This window comes from Ensifer sp. 2TAB8, assembly GCF_052115125.1.
In the GTDB taxonomy this organism is placed as follows: Bacteria; Pseudomonadota; Alphaproteobacteria; order Rhizobiales; family Rhizobiaceae; genus Ensifer.
In genome coordinates, this window is record NZ_JBFRGB010000011.1 from 110,140 (window position 1) to 126,695 (window position 16,556).

The 16,556-nt window shown below is 63.1% G+C and carries 14 protein-coding genes; 6 read left to right on the top strand and 8 right to left on the bottom strand.

Going from position 1 to position 16,556, the window contains the following annotated elements; genetic code table 11:
• The first annotated feature begins 49 nt into the window (after positions 1 to 49).
• From AB4Z53_RS19095 to AB4Z53_RS19115, 5 genes are all read left to right on the top strand, one after another.
• A complete protein-coding gene (locus tag AB4Z53_RS19095) occupies positions 50 to 1,015 on the top strand; it encodes an ABC transporter permease (protein ID WP_441597160.1) in 966 nt (321 codons plus the stop codon).
• Positions 1,015 to 1,911: an ABC transporter permease gene (locus AB4Z53_RS19100; RefSeq protein WP_441597162.1), complete on the top strand. Its 897-nt coding sequence runs from the start codon at positions 1,015 to 1,017 to the stop codon at positions 1,909 to 1,911. The genes AB4Z53_RS19095 and AB4Z53_RS19100 overlap by 1 nt, the downstream gene beginning before the upstream one ends.
• A gap of 1 nt (position 1,912) precedes the next feature.
• Positions 1,913 to 3,625: a dipeptide ABC transporter ATP-binding protein gene (locus tag AB4Z53_RS19105; protein WP_223729405.1), complete on the top strand. Its 1,713-nt coding sequence runs from the start codon at positions 1,913 to 1,915 to the stop codon at positions 3,623 to 3,625.
• A 217-nt stretch (positions 3,626 to 3,842) separates the two neighbouring features.
• Positions 3,843 to 5,039 carry a cyanate transporter gene (locus AB4Z53_RS19110; protein WP_441597164.1) on the top strand — a complete coding sequence of 399 codons (1,197 nt, stop codon included), beginning with the start codon at positions 3,843 to 3,845 and terminating at the stop codon, positions 5,037 to 5,039.
• Positions 5,040 to 5,264: 225 nt separating this feature from the next.
• Positions 5,265 to 5,969, top strand: coding sequence for a GntR family transcriptional regulator (locus tag AB4Z53_RS19115; protein ID WP_113541239.1), 705 nt, complete (start codon positions 5,265 to 5,267; stop codon positions 5,967 to 5,969).
• Between the two features lie 173 nt (positions 5,970 to 6,142).
• Here the strand turns inward: AB4Z53_RS19115 and AB4Z53_RS19120 are convergent, their stop codons facing one another.
• A complete protein-coding gene (locus AB4Z53_RS19120; protein WP_441597166.1) occupies positions 6,143 to 7,537 on the bottom strand; it encodes an amidohydrolase family protein in 1,395 nt (464 codons plus the stop codon).
• Between the two features lie 151 nt (positions 7,538 to 7,688).
• Positions 7,689 to 8,546, bottom strand: a complete 858-nt coding sequence (locus AB4Z53_RS19125; RefSeq protein WP_441597168.1) for a LysR family transcriptional regulator — start codon at positions 8,544 to 8,546, stop codon at positions 7,689 to 7,691.
• A 488-nt stretch (positions 8,547 to 9,034) separates the two neighbouring features.
• Between AB4Z53_RS19125 and AB4Z53_RS19130 the strand changes: the two genes are divergently transcribed.
• Entirely contained in the window at positions 9,035 to 10,342 is a 1,308-nt protein-coding gene (locus AB4Z53_RS19130; RefSeq protein WP_441597170.1) for an MFS transporter, read from the top strand.
• Positions 10,343 to 10,428: 86 nt separating this feature from the next.
• Here AB4Z53_RS19130 and AB4Z53_RS19135 read toward each other — a convergent pair whose 3' ends face one another.
• The 6 genes from AB4Z53_RS19135 to AB4Z53_RS19160 form a co-directional block, all read right to left on the bottom strand.
• A complete protein-coding gene (locus tag AB4Z53_RS19135) occupies positions 10,429 to 11,133 on the bottom strand; it encodes a gamma-glutamyl-gamma-aminobutyrate hydrolase family protein (RefSeq protein ID WP_441597172.1) in 705 nt (234 codons plus the stop codon).
• Between the two features lie 101 nt (positions 11,134 to 11,234).
• Entirely contained in the window at positions 11,235 to 12,197 is a 963-nt protein-coding gene (locus AB4Z53_RS19140; protein ID WP_441597174.1) for an ATP-binding cassette domain-containing protein, read from the bottom strand.
• Complete coding sequence (locus AB4Z53_RS19145; RefSeq protein ID WP_291159816.1) at positions 12,194 to 13,105, bottom strand: ABC transporter ATP-binding protein; 912 nt, start codon at positions 13,103 to 13,105, stop codon at positions 12,194 to 12,196. Before AB4Z53_RS19145 ends, AB4Z53_RS19140 begins: the two co-directional genes overlap by 4 nt.
• Complete coding sequence (locus tag AB4Z53_RS19150) at positions 13,102 to 13,923, bottom strand: ABC transporter permease (protein ID WP_034794912.1); 822 nt, start codon at positions 13,921 to 13,923, stop codon at positions 13,102 to 13,104. The genes AB4Z53_RS19145 and AB4Z53_RS19150 overlap by 4 nt, the downstream gene beginning before the upstream one ends.
• Before the next feature lie 5 nt (positions 13,924 to 13,928).
• Positions 13,929 to 14,864 carry an ABC transporter permease gene (locus tag AB4Z53_RS19155; RefSeq protein WP_441597177.1) on the bottom strand — a complete coding sequence of 312 codons (936 nt, stop codon included), beginning with the start codon at positions 14,862 to 14,864 and terminating at the stop codon, positions 13,929 to 13,931.
• An 81-nt stretch (positions 14,865 to 14,945) separates the two neighbouring features.
• Entirely contained in the window at positions 14,946 to 16,538 is a 1,593-nt protein-coding gene (locus AB4Z53_RS19160) for an ABC transporter substrate-binding protein (RefSeq protein ID WP_441597179.1), read from the bottom strand.
• Between the last annotated feature and the right edge of the window lie 18 nt (positions 16,539 to 16,556).

The following is a 16,556-nucleotide window of genomic DNA, read 5'->3' on the forward strand; positions in this document are numbered from 1 at the left end:
ACCCGGTGGCCGCCCTTTGGGCAAGATCGCTCCCCGTAAGGACTATCCGATGATCAGACTTCTTTCAGTCAGGCTGCTTCAGGCTATCCTCGTGATGGTCGCGGTGACGGCCATAGCCTTCATCATGTTCCGCTTCGTCGGCGACCCCGTCGCCTCGATGGTTCGCGAGGGCGCGACCCAGGCAGAAAAGGATGCCGTGCGCGCTGCGCTCGGCCTCGACAAGCCGGTAGTCACCCAGTTCGTCAAGTTCGTAGGCCAGGTGCTGACCGGCGATCTCGGCACAAGCTATCGCTACCAGCAGCCGGTCACGACGCTGCTGCTCAGTCGCCTTCCCGCCACGCTGGAACTGGTGATCGTTGCCACAGTGCTGGCCCTGTCGCTCGGCATCCCGCTCGGCGTGCTCTGCGCACTGAAGCCGCACGCCTTCTTCTCGCGACTGACCCAGTCAGCAACCCTCGTCGGCATCTCCATGCCCACCTTCGTCACCGGCCTGCTGCTGATCCTGGTCTTCGCCGTGAACCTCAGATGGCTGCCATCCTCCGGACGCGGCGATCTCGTCGATATCGGGTTCTGGCAGACGGGCTTCCTCTCGCTCTCGGGCCTGAAGTCCCTGATCCTGCCGTCGATCACACTGGCATTGTTCCAGCTAACACTGATCATGCGGCTTGTGCGGTCCGAAATGATCGACGTCCTGTCGTCGGACTACATTCGCTTCGCCTTCGCGCGCGGCCTGCCCAGGACCTATATCTACGGCCGCCTCGCGCTGCGCAACGCATTGATGCCGGTCGTTACCGTCACGGGCCTGCAGATCGGCCAGCTCATCGCGTTCGCGATCGTCACCGAGACGGTGTTCCAGTGGCCCGGCATGGGCCTGCTGTTCACGAACGCCGTCGGTTATCCCGACGTGCCGGTGCTGGCCGCCTATCTCCTCTTCGTGGGCTTCCTGTTCGTGATGATCAACATGATCGTCGACATTCTCTACACCTTCATCGATCCGCGCCTGAGGACACGATAATGGCCACGCAATCCCTGATGCGCCGGCTTCCGCCGGTTTCCGTGATGATCGCCGGTGTGGTGCTCGTCGTCATGCTGATCCTCGTGATCTTCGCCCCGATGATCGCGCCGATGGACCCGCGCGACGTCTCGTCCTATTCGCTGATGGACATGGAGATCCCCCCTGTTTTCATGGAGGGCGGTGATTCCCGCTTCCTGCTCGGCACCGACAACCAGGGACGCGATCTCGTCTCCGTCATTCTCTTCGGTTTGAGGATCTCCGTCATCATCGGTCTCGGCGCAGTGGTCTTTGCGGCCGTGCTCGGCGTCGTACTCGGCCTCGTTGCCGGCTTCTTCGGCGGCGTGGTCGATGGCGTCGTGATGCGCATCGCCGATGTCTTCGTCAGCTTCCCGACCATTCTCGTAGCGCTGCTCATCAGCGGCATCGCCCGCGCGCAGCTTAGCGCCGATACGATGCTCGCCTGGGCGCCGCTGGTGCTCATCTTCTCGATCGCCATCAACGAATGGGTGCAATATGCGCGAACCGTGCGCGCCTCGACCATGGTGGAGATCGCGCGAGACTATGTGCGCGCCGCCAAGGTCATCGGCCTGCCGTCCGCTCGCATCATGGGCCGCCATATCCTGCCGAATATCATGAGTTCGGTGATGGTCATCGCCACGATCAACCTTGCCGGCGCGATCCTGACGGAGGCGACGCTTTCCTTCCTTGGTGCAGGCATGCCGCCGACCTATCCCTCACTCGGCACTTTGATCCGCATCGGCAACCAGTTCCTGTTTTCCGGTCTCTGGTGGATAGCCGTGATGCCGGCGACGGTGCTGGTGATCCTCGTGCTGGCCGTCAACGTGATCGGCGACTATCTGCGCGACCATTTCAACCCGAAACTGATGGCGAGATGAGATGACCGAAACAACGCGCCCCGTCCTCGACATCCGCAATCTTCGTGTCGAGTATCCCCTGGCCAACGGCAGCACGCTGACGGCCGTCAAAGACATTGACCTCACGATCCGCCCCGGGGAAATCCACGCCCTCGTTGGCGAATCCGGCGCCGGCAAGACCACTGTCGGCAATGCGCTGATGGGTCTGCTTCAGGCACCAGGCAAGATCGCCGCCGGCTCGATCGTCATTGCCGGCAAGGAGATCAACCTTCGCACCGGTCGTACCGAGGGCATCGTGCCCGGGCGCGACGTCGGCGCGATCTTCCAGGATCCGATGACGAGCCTCAACCCGCTCTTCACGGTGGAAAGCCAGCTTTGCGAGGGCATGCTCACGCACCTGAAGCTTTCCGCCAGAGAGGCGAAGGCCCGCGCGCTGGAATTGATGAAGGCCGTCGGCATTCCGGAGCCTGAACGCCGGCTCGGCAGCTATCCGCACCAGCTTTCCGGCGGTCAGCGTCAGCGCGTGGTCATTGCCACGGCGCTTGCCTGCAATCCGCAACTGATCGTTGCCGACGAACCGACGACGGCGCTCGACGTCTCGGTGCAGGCCCAGATCCTCAAGCTCATCCGTGACCTTGCCGATGAGCGGGGCGTCGGCGTGCTGCTCGTCACCCACAATATGGGCGTCGTTGCGGAGATCGCCGACCGCGTCACCATCATGCAGAACGGTGCGGTCGTGGAAAGCGGCCCGACCCGTGAGGTGCTGACGGCACCCAAGGCGCCCTATGCCCGCACGCTGATCGCGGCCGTACCGCCGATCGATACGCGCCTCGATCGCCTGCCGGTGCCGAGCGAAGAAACGCAGGTGACGCTCGACGCGCGCGCTTCGGTGCGCCGCAAGAGTGCAAAGAGCGAGACCGGCAGTCGCGACGAGGTGGTGCTCTCGGTGCGCGATCTCGCCGTGGAGTATGGCGGGCGCGGCTTGCTTCGCAAGGCAGCGGCCTTCAAGGCCGTCAAGGGCGTCTCGTTCGATGTCCGGCGCGGCGAGATTTTCGGCCTCGTCGGCGAATCCGGCTGCGGCAAGACCACGGTTGCCAATACCATCGCCGGTCTCGTCACCCAGAGCGCCGGCTCCATCGATTTCCAGGGAACGGCGCTCGGCGCCCGACGCGAGAAATCGATCCGCCAGTCGCTTCAGATGGTGTTCCAGGATCCATACTCGGCGCTCAATCCGCGGCTGCGCATCAACGCTGCTATTGCTGAACCGATCCTCTTCTACAAGCTGGCCTCCAATGCCGAGGAAGCCCGGCAGGACGCCAAGACGCTGCTCGAAGCAGTCGGCCTTCCCGCCGACGCCGGCGCGCGCTTCGCGCACGCCTTCTCCGGCGGCCAGCGCCAGCGCATCGCCATTGCCCGCGCACTCGGGCCGCACCCGTCGCTGCTCATCTGCGACGAGCCGACCTCGGCGCTCGACGTCTCGGTGCAGGCACAGCTCCTCAACCTTTTGAAGGATCTGCGCGACCTTGCCGGTCTTTCCATGCTGTTCATCAGCCATGACCTCGCCGTGATCCGCCAGATGTGCGACCGCGTCGCCGTGATGAAGGCGGGAGAGATCGTCGAGCTTGCGGATACCGAGACCCTCTTCACCACGCCGAAACACGAGTACACGCGCGAGCTTCTCCGCCTTGCCCCTTCCGTCGAGCGCATTCTGGGGCGGGAACTGGCTTCGGCCTAGCAGTGGCGGACATAGACCAATACGGATTTCCCGCATCTCGCCGGCCAGGGCCGGCGGGATCGGGGGCCGATCACCGACACCCCAGTCAGCATGCCGCTGGCCTGACTGGACTGATCGCCCTGGAGCTCATGCCCATCGCGAAAGATTGATGCGCCACCGCGCAAGTGCCCTCCGGGGCCTCAAAAACAAGAAGAAGACGTAAAGGAAATACCCGATCATGCCCAAATCATCAGAGCCCACGACGGGCCGCCAATGGATGCTGCTCATTCTCGTCGTGCTGGTCGCCGTCAACCTTCGGCCGTTTCTCACCGCTCCGGGGCCAGTGCTGGCCGAGATCGTCGCCGATACCGGCATGGGATATGGCAGTCTGGCGCTGCTGACACTGCTGCCGATGATGCTGATGGGCGTGGGCGCCTTCATTTCCCCCTCGCTGCAGGCCATGATCGGCACGCGGCGCGGAATTCTCATTGCCATGCTGGTGCTGGCGGCCGGCTCGCTGCTCCGGCTCGTCGCACCGGGTGGCGTGGCCCTGGTGATGACGGCTGCACTTTGCGGCGCCGGCGTCGCCTTCATCCAGGCCGCTTTCCCCGGAATCATCAAGGCCGAGTTTCCGCGCAGCATACCCGTCGTTACCGGACTTTACTCCGCGGTCCTGATGGGTGGCGGGGCGCTTGGCGCACGGCTGACGCCATTCCTCGTCAGTGCCGGTTACGGCTGGCGCCCGGCCCTTGCCTGGCTTGCGGCCCCCGCGATCGTCGCTCTCGGCGCCGCGTGGCTGATCCTGTCGGATTCGCGCAGCGAGCGGCCGGACAAGGCTCTAACCGGCCGGCTGCTCCGCCGTCCCCGGACCTGGACGCTGATCATCGCCTTCGGCCTGGTCAACGCCGGCTACTCCTCCGCCGTTGCCTGGCTTGCGTCCTACTACCAGTCACTCGGCTGGAGCAGCGGCGACAGCGGCAACCTTGTGGCGCTGATGGCGATCTGTCAGGCCGCTGGCGCCCTTGGCCTCCCGGTCCTGGCCCGGCACAACATCGATCGCCGCGCCTTCCTGCGGTTGACGCTGGCCATGCAGGCGGTCGGCTTTGCCGGCCTTGCGTTCCTGCCGGAGGCAGCGCCCGCGATCTGGGTTGGCCTCTGCGGAGCCGGCCTCGGCAGCAGCTTCTCGCTGGCGATCGTCACCGCCCTCGACCACCTGCCGCGGCCGCAAGAGGCCGGCGTACTGGTGGCGTTGATGCAGGGCGGCGGCTTCCTGATCGCGTCGCTCGGCCCCTTTGCCACGGCGTTTCTGCACAACATCAGCGGCAGCTTCGCTCCCGGATGGACGCTGCATCTGGCCTGCGTTATCGGAGTGTTCTTCCTCTACATGCGCTTCAACCCGTCACGTTACGCGCAGGCCATGCAGTCGCCCGTCTGAGACATTGCCCTCGAAAGGGTGCGGCCTTGCCTCGCTTCGCGCGTGCTGGCCGCATCTTGCCGGCCCACGCGCGCGGGCACGAAGGGCGCTTCCTGGCGCCTGACTTTTCGAGAACCGACTTTTGGGGTCGCCGCTGTTGCCGTGATCCAAACGCCAAATCACTGGACAGCTCGCCGATTTGTATGCAATTCGAAGAAATAATTGCGACGACTTGGAGTGAACCGAATGGCAAAGAAAGAGAGCGAAGGAGGTGGCGGCCGCGCTCATGCCGTTCATCGCGTCCTGAAACGCGCGATCCTCGATCAGGCGCTGTCTCCGGGATCAAAGCTGCCCGAAGATTCGATCGGCGAACGATTGGGTGTCAGCCGAACCCTGGTGCGCGAGGCGCTGGTCCGCCTCAGCGAGGAGGGGCTGGTGGAACTCAGGCCGAACAGGGGCGCCGTGGTTGCACGACCGACGCTCGAGGAGGGCCGCAATCTGTTCCTGACCCGAATGGCGCTGGAACGGCTGGTGGTCGAGACGCTTTCGGGAAAACTCACGCGCGAGCAGATCGACGTTCTCTCGTCTCATATCGCCGCCGAGGAGGCCGCGAAGAAAGAGCGAGCTCAATCGATCCGGCTAGCCGGAGAATTCCATACGCTGCTGGCGCAGATGACGAACAATACCAGCCTCATCCGCTACGTGAACGAACTGGTCGCCCGCAGTTCCCTGATCCTCGCGCTCTACGGCCGGCCGCATTCATCGGAATGCGCCGTGTCGGAACACCAGGACCTGCTGGACAAATTGATTGCCGGCAAGACCGACGAGGCGGCGGCCCTCATGGCGCATCACCTCGATTCGGTGACGACCCGTGCACTGCTTCCGACCGACGGCGACAGAAACATCAAGGAAGTGCTCTCCGCCTACGCCGTGGCAGAGGGCCTGGCCTAGGCAAGGTGCGGCGCTCCCGGAGGATATCCGGGAGCCTTGCAGGCTGGTCCGGCGCGCGAACCATCTCCTAGACATCGGGGCTATCGGCCCTTGCGTCACTTCGACTGTGAACGAGGCGGCCACTGCCGCCTCGCGATGACAAGCGCTGTCGTGGCACGCAAGCGCCCAACTCGTCAGGCTTCGCCAACCCCACCCGACACGAGACGCCCCTTGTGGAACGTCGCAGTTCTCTCCGGCACGCGGGCGACCGCCTCCGCCGAGCAGCTTGCTCCGACGAGCGTGAACGAGGCCTCGTCGCCGACGTTCGGCCAGGCGCGCTTGCCCTTGTCGTCGAGCGGCAGGATGCCTCCGGTGGCAATGGACATCGACCGCGAGAGGCGGAACTCGTCCGACCCGCGATAAAGCTGCGCGTAGAGATACGCCTTCTCCAGCATGTCGCCGCTGCCGAATGGCGACCAGTGGTCGATCACGCTATCGGTTCCGGTCATGACAAAGACCCCCTTCTCGGCCAGCTGCGGCAGGGGCATCACCAAACCGATCGGCACCGTCGAGGCAATCGAGATCTTTTGTTCCGCCAGCCGCATGGCGGTCTCTTCCAGAGCCTCAGGAGCAAGCGTGCTCAGCGCGAAGGCGTGGCTGATCGTCACTTTTCCGCGCAGAGCGGGATTCTTCTCGACGGTGTCGATCATGTAGTTGACCGCGGCAACGCCGGCCGGGCTGGTTTCGTGCAGGTGGATATCCACCCCTTTGCCGGCATCGAGCGCGATCTGGAACATGGCGTCGAGCGATTTTTCCATCGCACCGTCGACATTCGTCGGATCCAGGCCACCAACATATTGAACGCCCATCTGCATCGCTTCGCGCATCAGGCCATCGACCTTGGAGTGAAGCAGGCCGTGCTGCGGGAAAGCGACGATTTCGCACACGAAATCATCGCGATGGTATTCCAACGCCTGCTGCAGGTGTTCGAGGCTCTTGAGACCGCTGACCGGGTCGATGTTGCAATGGCTGCGGGCGACGGTGCTTCCCTTGGACTGCAAAAGGGCGATCAGCCCCTCGGCGCGTTCACGCGAGGTCGGCAGCAACTGAGGCAGCAGCTTCTCTTCGAGCGCGATCATGTCCATGATGGTCTTGCCCTGACGCGGGCGCGGCGCCTGCCACGGACCACCATAAAACGTCTTGTCGAGATGGATGTGCATATCGCGCATCTGCGGCAGCAACAGTTGCCCATTCGCCTGATAACGCGGCACGCCCTCGGGCAGGTTCGCATTTTCCGGATGCAGAGCGACGATCGCGCCGTCCTTGATCTCCAGGCCGTAGAGCGCGGTCCGGGTGGCGACGACGACATCGCCGTCATATTCGAACCCTTCCTCCAGTCGCACGCCGGTCAGGACGTAATGGCGATCCGCGAGCGTCTTGGTGTTCGTCTCGCCGACGCTCTTGCCCGCGCTGGCCGATGCCTCGCGAACCGCCCCACCGGACAACCCAGCGACAGCGCACGCCGTAGTCAGCGACCCGGTGCGGCTGAGAAAGGTCCGGCGGCTTTGCGGTAGCATCTGTTCCAACATTTTTGCCTCATCATGGATTGGTTAGAGCCGCCAATTTACCGAACGGCGGCACGGCATGGCAGCGACATTTGCCAATGCTGGCTATTCGATTTGCCAATGCGAGCGGACAACATCACGGCATTCACGAATAGCAAAGGGGTGCGCCCCGTCGCTACCGCCTGAGGTCGCAATACTCGATGAGACGTTTCGCCAGCGCCAGTGCTGCAGGGCTGGCATCGTCGCGGTAAAACAGCGCCAGTTCGAAGTCATCGACGGACGGCAGACGTTCAGCCGCGCCCAGCACGCGGTGGGAAGGCAGCCGGCAGCTCGCGGGCAGCAAGCTGACACCAAGCCCGGCAGCGGAGGCGGCAGCGAGCGCTGCCAGGCTGGCGCTGCTGTAGCTGATGCGCCAGCGAATGCCGAGGGTATCGAGCGCCTGACACAATTCCTCTCGATAAAGACCGTTGAGCGGGAACACAGCCAGGGGCACTGGCACCTGTTCGATCGCCGGGCGCACAAGACTATCCAGCCACAGCAGGGGTTCCGGCCTCGCCGCGCGCGGCTGTTGCTTGCGGCGCTGCTTGACGAGGATGAGATCGAGCTCCCCGTCTCTATAGGCGTGTTGCAGATCGGCGCTGAGCCCGCTCGTCACGTCCAGTCGCAAGTGCGGATGCTGGCTGTTGAAAGACGCGAGCAGATCGGCCGTCGGCACCATGAAGTCTTCGGGCATCCCCAAGCGCAGCACGCCGTCACGCCAGGGGCCAGCCAGGGCATCATGCGCCTCTTCGTTCAGCGCGATGATACGACGCGCATAGCCCAGCAACTTGACGCCCTCTTCCGTCAGCTGCACCAGATGCGACGAGCGCTCGAAAAGCGCTTTCCCGAGCATTTCCTCCAGCCGGCGAATTTGCTGACTGACCGTCGACTGGGAGAGGTTTACCCGCTCGGCGGCACGGGTGAAGCTGTTGCTTTCGCAAATGGCCACAAAGCTCAGCAACAGCTGGGGATTGAACATGGGATAGCGGTTCATTCTTCCCCCAAATGCACTGGAACCGGTTGCTGGCGAGGATGACGGCTCCGACTGGAGCGTGACGGTGCGATCCCCGGGGCGTTCCAGTTCACGCGTCGCACCATGCTTGAATGCGCTGAATTTATTACATTGTATACAATCTGCGTGCAAAGAGAAAAGTGCAGGCTTCACCCCGGGGGCGATGGCCGCCCTTTGCCTTCACCAGCGCGATAAACCATAGAGCCCGCCAAGATTGCACCCAATGAGCTCATGAGGGACCGTTGCATTCGAGGCGGAACTTAGCACCTGCTACCATTCTCCAACGCAATGCTTTCCATCGGTTTTCTTAATTTCCGAACCGTCGAGATGTCGCGGTCTCCGGTCGCGAATTGCGCAATGCGGCAGCGGCGAAATCCGCATTGACACCCCAGACGCCGCAACGAGCAGCCACCTCTCGCAAAAAGAGATCCAGCCCCTCGGCGACTGGCTGCCTGGAAAGGTGCGATGCAATGATTGAAGACCTTGAGGGCGCCATGCGTTCCGACACTATCGCGAGCGGGCGTTCTTCGTCATCCGCGCCTCGCGCCGGCTTCCTGGCCCGGATCGCGTCGTCCCTTATCCTTTATCCAGGCTACCGAAGACTCTGGATATCCAACCTTTTCTTCTTCGGCGGTGTCTGGACACAGACGCTCGTGCTCGGCTGGCTGGTGTTCGAGACCACCCGTTCGGAGTTTTCCGTCGCCCTCTTCACCGCGGCAAGGTTGGGCCCGATGATGTTCGGTCCGCTCGCCGGCGTGATCTCGGACCGCTTCGACCGGCCGAGGCTGCTTTTGGTTGCGTCAGGCTGGGCCTTTGCCGTCCTCAGCGCGATCGCGCTGCTGGTGGCACTCGACAAGATATCCTTCTGGGGCCTGGTCTTTGGTGGCTTCTGCATTGGCCTGGCGCAATCTCCGTCTCAGCCGGCACGGTTCGCACTGGTCGCCGATCTCGTCGATCGCGAAAAGCTCAGCAACGCCAATGCTCTGAACTCGCTTGTGCTGAGCATGACGCAGATGATCGGTCCCGCGCTTGGGGGAACGATGATCGTCGCATTCGGCGCTGCCTCGGCGCTCGCCATCTCCGCCTGCTGGTATCTCGTTTCGTTCATAGCGCTCTGGCCGATGCGGAACCTGAAGAACAGCCGCCAGCAGCATCGAGGAGAAGACTTCGCGAGCCTCGTGGCGGCAGGCTTTCGCACCATCTCCGGGAACGTCCTCCTTAGGTCCGTCCTGGGTGTCACGTTCTTGGCCAATATTCTGTTGTGGCCTATCTACCAGGGCTTCATGCCTGTTATTGCCAAGGAACATCTGGGTCTGACGCCACAGGGGCTCGGCTTGCTGCTGGCATGCGCGGGCACCGGCAGCCTGGCCGGCGCCCTCGTCATCGCCAGCCTCGGGGACTTCCGCTACAAGGGCGGCCTCTTTCTGGTCGGCACAGCGGTTTGGGGCGGCCTTTGGGCTGTCTTCGCCCTGTCGTCCACGATGCCTTTGTCGTTTGTTCTCATGGGGCTGATCGGATTTTCGGCATCGCCGTTCGGCGTCCTGCAGACCACGCTCATGCTCATGATGACGGAACCGCACGTACAGGGGCGTGTGATGGGCATTCAGGAGTTGACGATCGGCGTCATGCCGGTTTCGGGCCTGGTTCTCGGCGCGGCGGCGGAAGTCTTCGGCATTGCCAATGTGGCGCTGGTCAGCGGGACGCTGCTGGCCATTTCACTTGCAATCTTGGCTCTGCGCGTTCCGGAACTGCTCCGCTACAGCGGCCACAACACCTGAACGCGCCAACGGAAGCTTGCCCTCGCGAAGGAACACCGTTCAGCGAGCTTCCGTTGAGAGCGCGATGCACCCAGCCATATTAGGCGTCAACGGGATCGGCGGCTAGCGGCTTCCACGAATGCGTCAAAGACGCGTGCGCCCGGATGGCTTTCGGCGTCCAGCATCTCCGGGTGCCATTGGAGCCCCATGGCAAAGGACTGCGAGCCGACCTCGATCGCTTCGACCACTCCATCCGGGGCTCGCGCCGCAACGGTCACGGCGTCGGAGACCTCCACGATCGCCTCGCGATGAAACGTGTTCACGGCGAATGTCTCGGCGCCGAAGATACCAGCCATTCTGGTGCCCGCGACGACACGGACATCATGCGAGAAATTGGCCTGGTCGTGATTGAGCGCGCCAGGCCACGACGAATGGACATCGGAAACCATCCGGCAGCCGTTGAGGCAGCCGAGCATCTGCATGCCGTTGCAGATGCCGAGCACAGGCTTGTCGCGCGCAAGGAAGCTTTCCATCAATGCCATATCGACGGCAAGGCGATCCGATGGCGGGTACTGGGATTGGTCTCCTTCGACATACCAGCTCTTCGGAAAATTGATGCGGCCGCCGACGCTTAAGAACCCATCAAACTCCTCGACGACCTGCTCGACGAGATCGGGAATATACGGGATGCCGAAGGCAAAGGCGCCGGCGCGGCGGATCGCGGAGAAGTAATTCCTCGAGGTGTCGTAACGTCCGCCACCTGAACTGGTGTTTTCATCCATGATCACGGCGATCTTCGGCATGCTTTTCATCGTGTTCATCCTAGATTTCAGAGATTCCACGCTCGAACGTCGGCCAACCTAGCCTATCCTTGCCGCAGGACGGAACGGGGCTTGTCTGACCGCGTCCCCGATTATGCCAAAGCCATCCGAACCCTATGGTTCCCGCCGATCTCGATCAGTTCGGATCGAACAGGGGCGGTAAAGACATCCGGCGCGGTGCTGCCATCGGAAACGAAGCGGCGGCCGGCAAGTTGCGGCACGGTGGCGTCGCTCCCCTGCATGGCCGCCGGCTTCAGCGCCGCATCCGGGTCAGGAATGGCGGCGATCAGGCGGCGCGTGTAGGGATGGGTGGGCGCTTCGAAGATCTCGCGCCAGCCGCCCTCTTCCACAACTTCGCCGAAATACATAACCAGCACCCGGTCGCTCATGTGCTCCACCACGCTCAGATCGTGGCTGATCATCAGATAGGAGAGGCCGAGTTTTTCCTGAAGGTCGAGCAGGAGGTTGATGATCTGCGCACGGATCGACACGTCGAGGGCCGAGACCGGCTCGTCGAGCACGACGATCTCAGGCTCGAGGATCAGCGCGCGGGCGATGCCGATGCGCTGGCGCTGGCCCCCGGAGAATTCGTGCGGATAGCGCCCTGCCTGTTCGGGCGTCAGGCCGACATTCTTCAGCATCGCCTCGATGCGGCTCTCAATTTCCGAAGCGGCGGTGATGCCGTGCAGCCGCAGCGGTGCGGCGAGCGAGGTGCGCACGGACTGGCGCGGGTTGAGCGAGGCATAGGGGTCCTGGAACACCATCTGCACCGCTTTCGCCCTGTCCATCCGGTGCGGCGCGCCGGCTCCCGCGAGCGGCTGACCGCGATAGCGGATCATGCCCTCGGTCGGCTCCTGCAGTCCGAGGATGGAAAGCGCCGTCGTCGATTTGCCGCAGCCGGACTCGCCGACGATCGACAGGCATTCGCCCTTGGCGAGTTCGAAGCTGATGCCGTTGACGGCGTGGAGCGTGCGCCGTCCTTTGCCGAGCAAGCCACCGCCGGAAATCGGGAAACGGACGTGGAGATCATCCACCTGCAGCAGCGGAGCGGTCATGTCTGGCTCCCTTCCAGTTCACGTGGCGCGATGAAGCGGCTCTCGGTCAGCTTCGAGCGATCGGCGATGATGCTGTCGATATCGACGAGCCGCTGCCGCCCATGTTCGCTGCGGCTGCCAAGGCGCGGCAGTGCGCCGAGCAAGCCGCGGGTATATTCATGCCGCGGGCTTTCAAAGAGCGCCCGCGTCTCGTTTTCCTCAACAAGGCAACCCGAATACATCACGCCGACGCGCTGGCAGATGCTGGCGATGACGCCGAGGTCGTGACTGATGAAGAGAACCGCCGTCCCGCGCGCCGCGCAGAGTTCCTTGATGAGGCGCAACACCTCGGCCTGTACGGTCACATCGAGTGCCGTCGTCGGCTCGTCGGCGATCAAAAGGTCCGGACTGCAGGCAAGCGCCATCGCGATCATCACGCGCTGGCGCAGTCCGCCGGACATCTGATGCGGGTAGTTCTTGGCACGGCGATCCGGGTTGGGCACGCGGACATTCCCTAGCGCCTCGACAGCGAGCTTTTCAGCTTCCGCCCAGCTTTTTCCCTGATGCAGCACGAACATTTCCGCGATCTGGCGTCCGACCGTCGAAAGCGGGTTCAACGCGGTCATCGGTTCCTGGAAGATCATGGCGATGCGATTGCCGCGCAGGCGCCGCATTTCACGCTTCGGCAGCGCCAGCAGGTTCTGCCCCTTGAACAATATCTCGCCACCGGTAACGGCGAGCGGTCTTTTCAAGAGCCCCATGACAGCGAGCGATGTGACCGATTTTCCGGAACCGGACTCGCCGACGAGACCATAGGCTTCGCCGGGCATGATCTGGAAGGAGACGCCCTTGAGCAGCGGATGGTGACTGGAGCGGCCAAGCGAAACGCCGAGGCGCAGGTCCCTGATGTCGAGAAGCGGCTGAGTCATGGCTTGCGCGTCCTCATATGCGGATCGAGGCTGTCGCGCAGTCCATCGCCGAGAAGGTTGAAGCCGAGCACCGAGAGGAAGATGGCAAGGCCGGGGAAAAGCGCTGCCCAGGGCGCGAGCTGGATGAGCTGGCGGGCGTCAGTCAGCATCGAACCCCAGCTCGGGAACGGCGGCTGGATACCGAGCCCGAGGAAGGAGAGTGCCGCTTCCGACAGCACTGCCGACCCCATGCCGAGCGTCGCCATGACGAGGATCGGCCCCATCATGTTGGGCAGGATCTGCGTGAACATGATGCGCAGGTCGCCATAGCCGAGAGTCTGGGCCGCCTGCACATAGCCCTGCGATTTCAGCGAAAGCGTCGAGGACCGGGCAATGCGGCAGGTCCAGCTCCAGTTGGTGAGGCCAAGCGCGATCAGCAGCGACGGCAAGCCTGGGCCGAGCACCGCCATCACGGCGAGCGCGAAGATCAACGAGGGGATGGCGAGCATGACGTTGGTCAGACCGTTCACCAGATCGTCCCACCAGCCGCCCCAGTAACCAGCGGTCATGCCGAGCGTGACGCCGATGATCGAGTTGATCACCTGCGATACGATACCGACGGTCAGCGAGATCTGCGCGCCGTAGAGAATGCGGGTATAGACGTCCCGTCCCTGCCCGTCCGTGCCGAACCAGAAGGTGGCGTCCGGCGGCAGTTCGGAGTTCATCAGGTCCGCATCGAGCACCGGGTCGAAGGGCGCGATCCAATGGGCAAGGACACCGGCGAAGATGACGAGCGCAGTCAGCGTCGCGCCGAGCCAGAAGTTGAAGCCGAGGCGCACGGGCGTCACTCCTGCTTGATGCGCGGATCGATCGCGGCATAGACCAGATCGACGGCGGTGTTGATGATCAGGAACCACAGCACGATGACGAGGATCGTGCCCTGCACCACGGGAATGTCGCGGATCGCCACGCTATCGACCAGCAGCGAACCGATCCCGGGCCAGGCGAAGAGCTTTTCGATGACGACCGCTTGGCCGATCAGCGAACCGAACTGCAGACCGATGGTGGTGACGATCAGCACCAGCGCATTGCGCGCCACATGCCAGCGCACGACCTTCGCCTCGCTCATGCCCTTGGAGTGGGCGGTGCGGATGAAATCGGCGTTCAACACGTCGAGCACGCCCGCCCGCGTGGTGCGCGCGAGCAGCGCCAGCGGCGTGACGCCGAGGGTCACGGCCGGCAGGATAAGGTTCCGCAATGAGCCGTCACCATAGCCGAAACTGGGCAACCAGTTCAGTTGCAGCGCAAAGAGATACATCATCAACAGGCCGAGCCAGAATTGCGGCATGGAAAGGCCCGAAACCGCACCGATCATCGTCACGGTGTCGAGGATCGAACCGGGCCGGAGTGCGGCGAGAGAGCCGAGCGGCACGCCGACGACAATGGCAAAGACCATGGCGGCGACGGCAAGCTGAAGCGAGGCACCCATGCGGTCGTTGATGAGGTCGATGACCGGCTGGCGCGTGCGGAAGCTGGTGCCGAGATCAAACCGCGCGAGATCCGTGACGTAGGTCACGAAGCGCTCCATCAGCGGTTTGTTCAGACCGAATTCCTCGTTGAGACGAGCGATCATTTGCGGATCGGCGGCACGTTTGCCGTCAGCAAAGAGGCTGGCCGCGAAGGTACCGGGAACGACGGAGAAGATAACGAAGATCAGCAGCGCCACCACGACGATCGTCGGGACGACCTGCAGAATGCGGCGCAGGGTAAAACGAAGCATGAGCGGTTCCATTTTGGCCACCCGGACGGGTGGGACAACTGATGCGTGGGGCGGCCGAAGCCGCCCCGAACCTCTCAGGGCTTATTTGCGTGCGTCCGGAGCCGTATCGTCGATCCAGATCTCGTCGTAGGGCTGGACCGCCAGTTCCGTCGCGTTCGGAACAAGGCCGTGGATCCATGGCTGGTAGGCCATGACTGCCTTGTTGTAGTTGAAGAACCAGACCGGCGCATCGTCCTGCACGATGTTGTTGGCCTGGCGGAGCAGATCGCTCTGCTTGGCCGGGTCGCGTTCCTGTTGGGCCGCCTCATAGAGCTTGTCGAAATCCGGGCTCGAATAGCTCGCGTAGTTGCAGGCCGACTGCGCCGTCTTGGAATAATAGCAACGCAGGGCGTTCAGCGGATCAGGACCGGACAGGTTCGACCAGATGAAGGCCTGGAAGTTGTTCGACGTCACGGCGTCGCCAAGGGCCGAGCTTTCGACCGGCTTCGGCTTCACGGTGATGCCGACCTTCTTCAGCATCGGCAGAATGGCTTCCACGATCGGCACGCCCCAGCTTTCGTTCGGGCTCGCCGTCACTTCGAATTCGAAGCCATCGGCATAACCGGCTTCGGCCAGCAGAGCCTTCGCCTTGTCCGGATCAAAGGCGTAAGGCGCCTTGTCCTTGTCGAAGGCAGGCGAAGACAGCGGCAGCCAGCCTGAAGCGGGGTATGCCTTGTTCTTCACGAGCCTTTCGATGATCAGCGGCGCGTTGATCGCATGGTTGATCGCCTGGCGGACCCGCTTGTCCTTGAACGGTTCGAAGGCCGGGTTGAAGCCGATGTTGCGCGTATAGACCTCGGCGACTTCGAGCAGGTGATCCTTGAGGGCTTCCTCACCCTGATAGGCCTGGTACTGGGTGGGACCGAGGATCGAGACGTCGATCTCCTTGTTGCGGAAAGCCACGTCGCGCGCGGCATCCTCGGCCATCAGCACGATGTTGATGCGGTCGAGGTAGGGCTTGCCCTCCTCGTAGTACTTGTCGAACTTCTCGACGACGACCTGCGAACCCGGGACGTGCTCCTTGAAGACGAAGGCGCCGAGGCCGACGGGGGTCTTGGCGAAGCTCGATTCATCCTCGACGTTCGATGGATAGATCACCGTCGTATTCTGCATCAGCGGGAAGCCGGGATTGATCGGTCCGGTATAGGTGATCTCCAGCGTGTGGTCGTCGATCTTCTTGAGACCGGAAATCTCCTGTGCCTTGCCGGCAATGAACTCTTCCGCGCCCTTGATGACGGCAATGTAGCTCGCGCCCGGGAAGGCGTTCTTCGGGTTGGCGATGCGCTTGTAGCTGTAGATGATGTCGTCAGCCGTCAGCGGCTTGCCGTTGTGGAAGACGGCGCTGTCGCGCAGGTGATAGGTGTGCACCGTGCCGTCTTCGGAGACCTCTTCCGAGCTTGCCAGTTCCAGCACCGGCTTGTTCTGGATCGAATCCCAGCTGTAGAGCGCGCGGTGGATGGCCTGGGTGATAAATTCTTCCTGCGTGTTCGGGCTTGCCTGCACGTCGAGCGTGGCGAAGCTCGAGCCATAGGGTGCGGTGAAGACGAGCGTCCCGCCATGGCGTTCGCCGGCGGCCAGCGCCCCGGTAGCCACGCCGAGGCTGAGCATTGCGGCCAGTGTCAATCTTTTCAGCATGCTGTTTTCCCTCTCGTG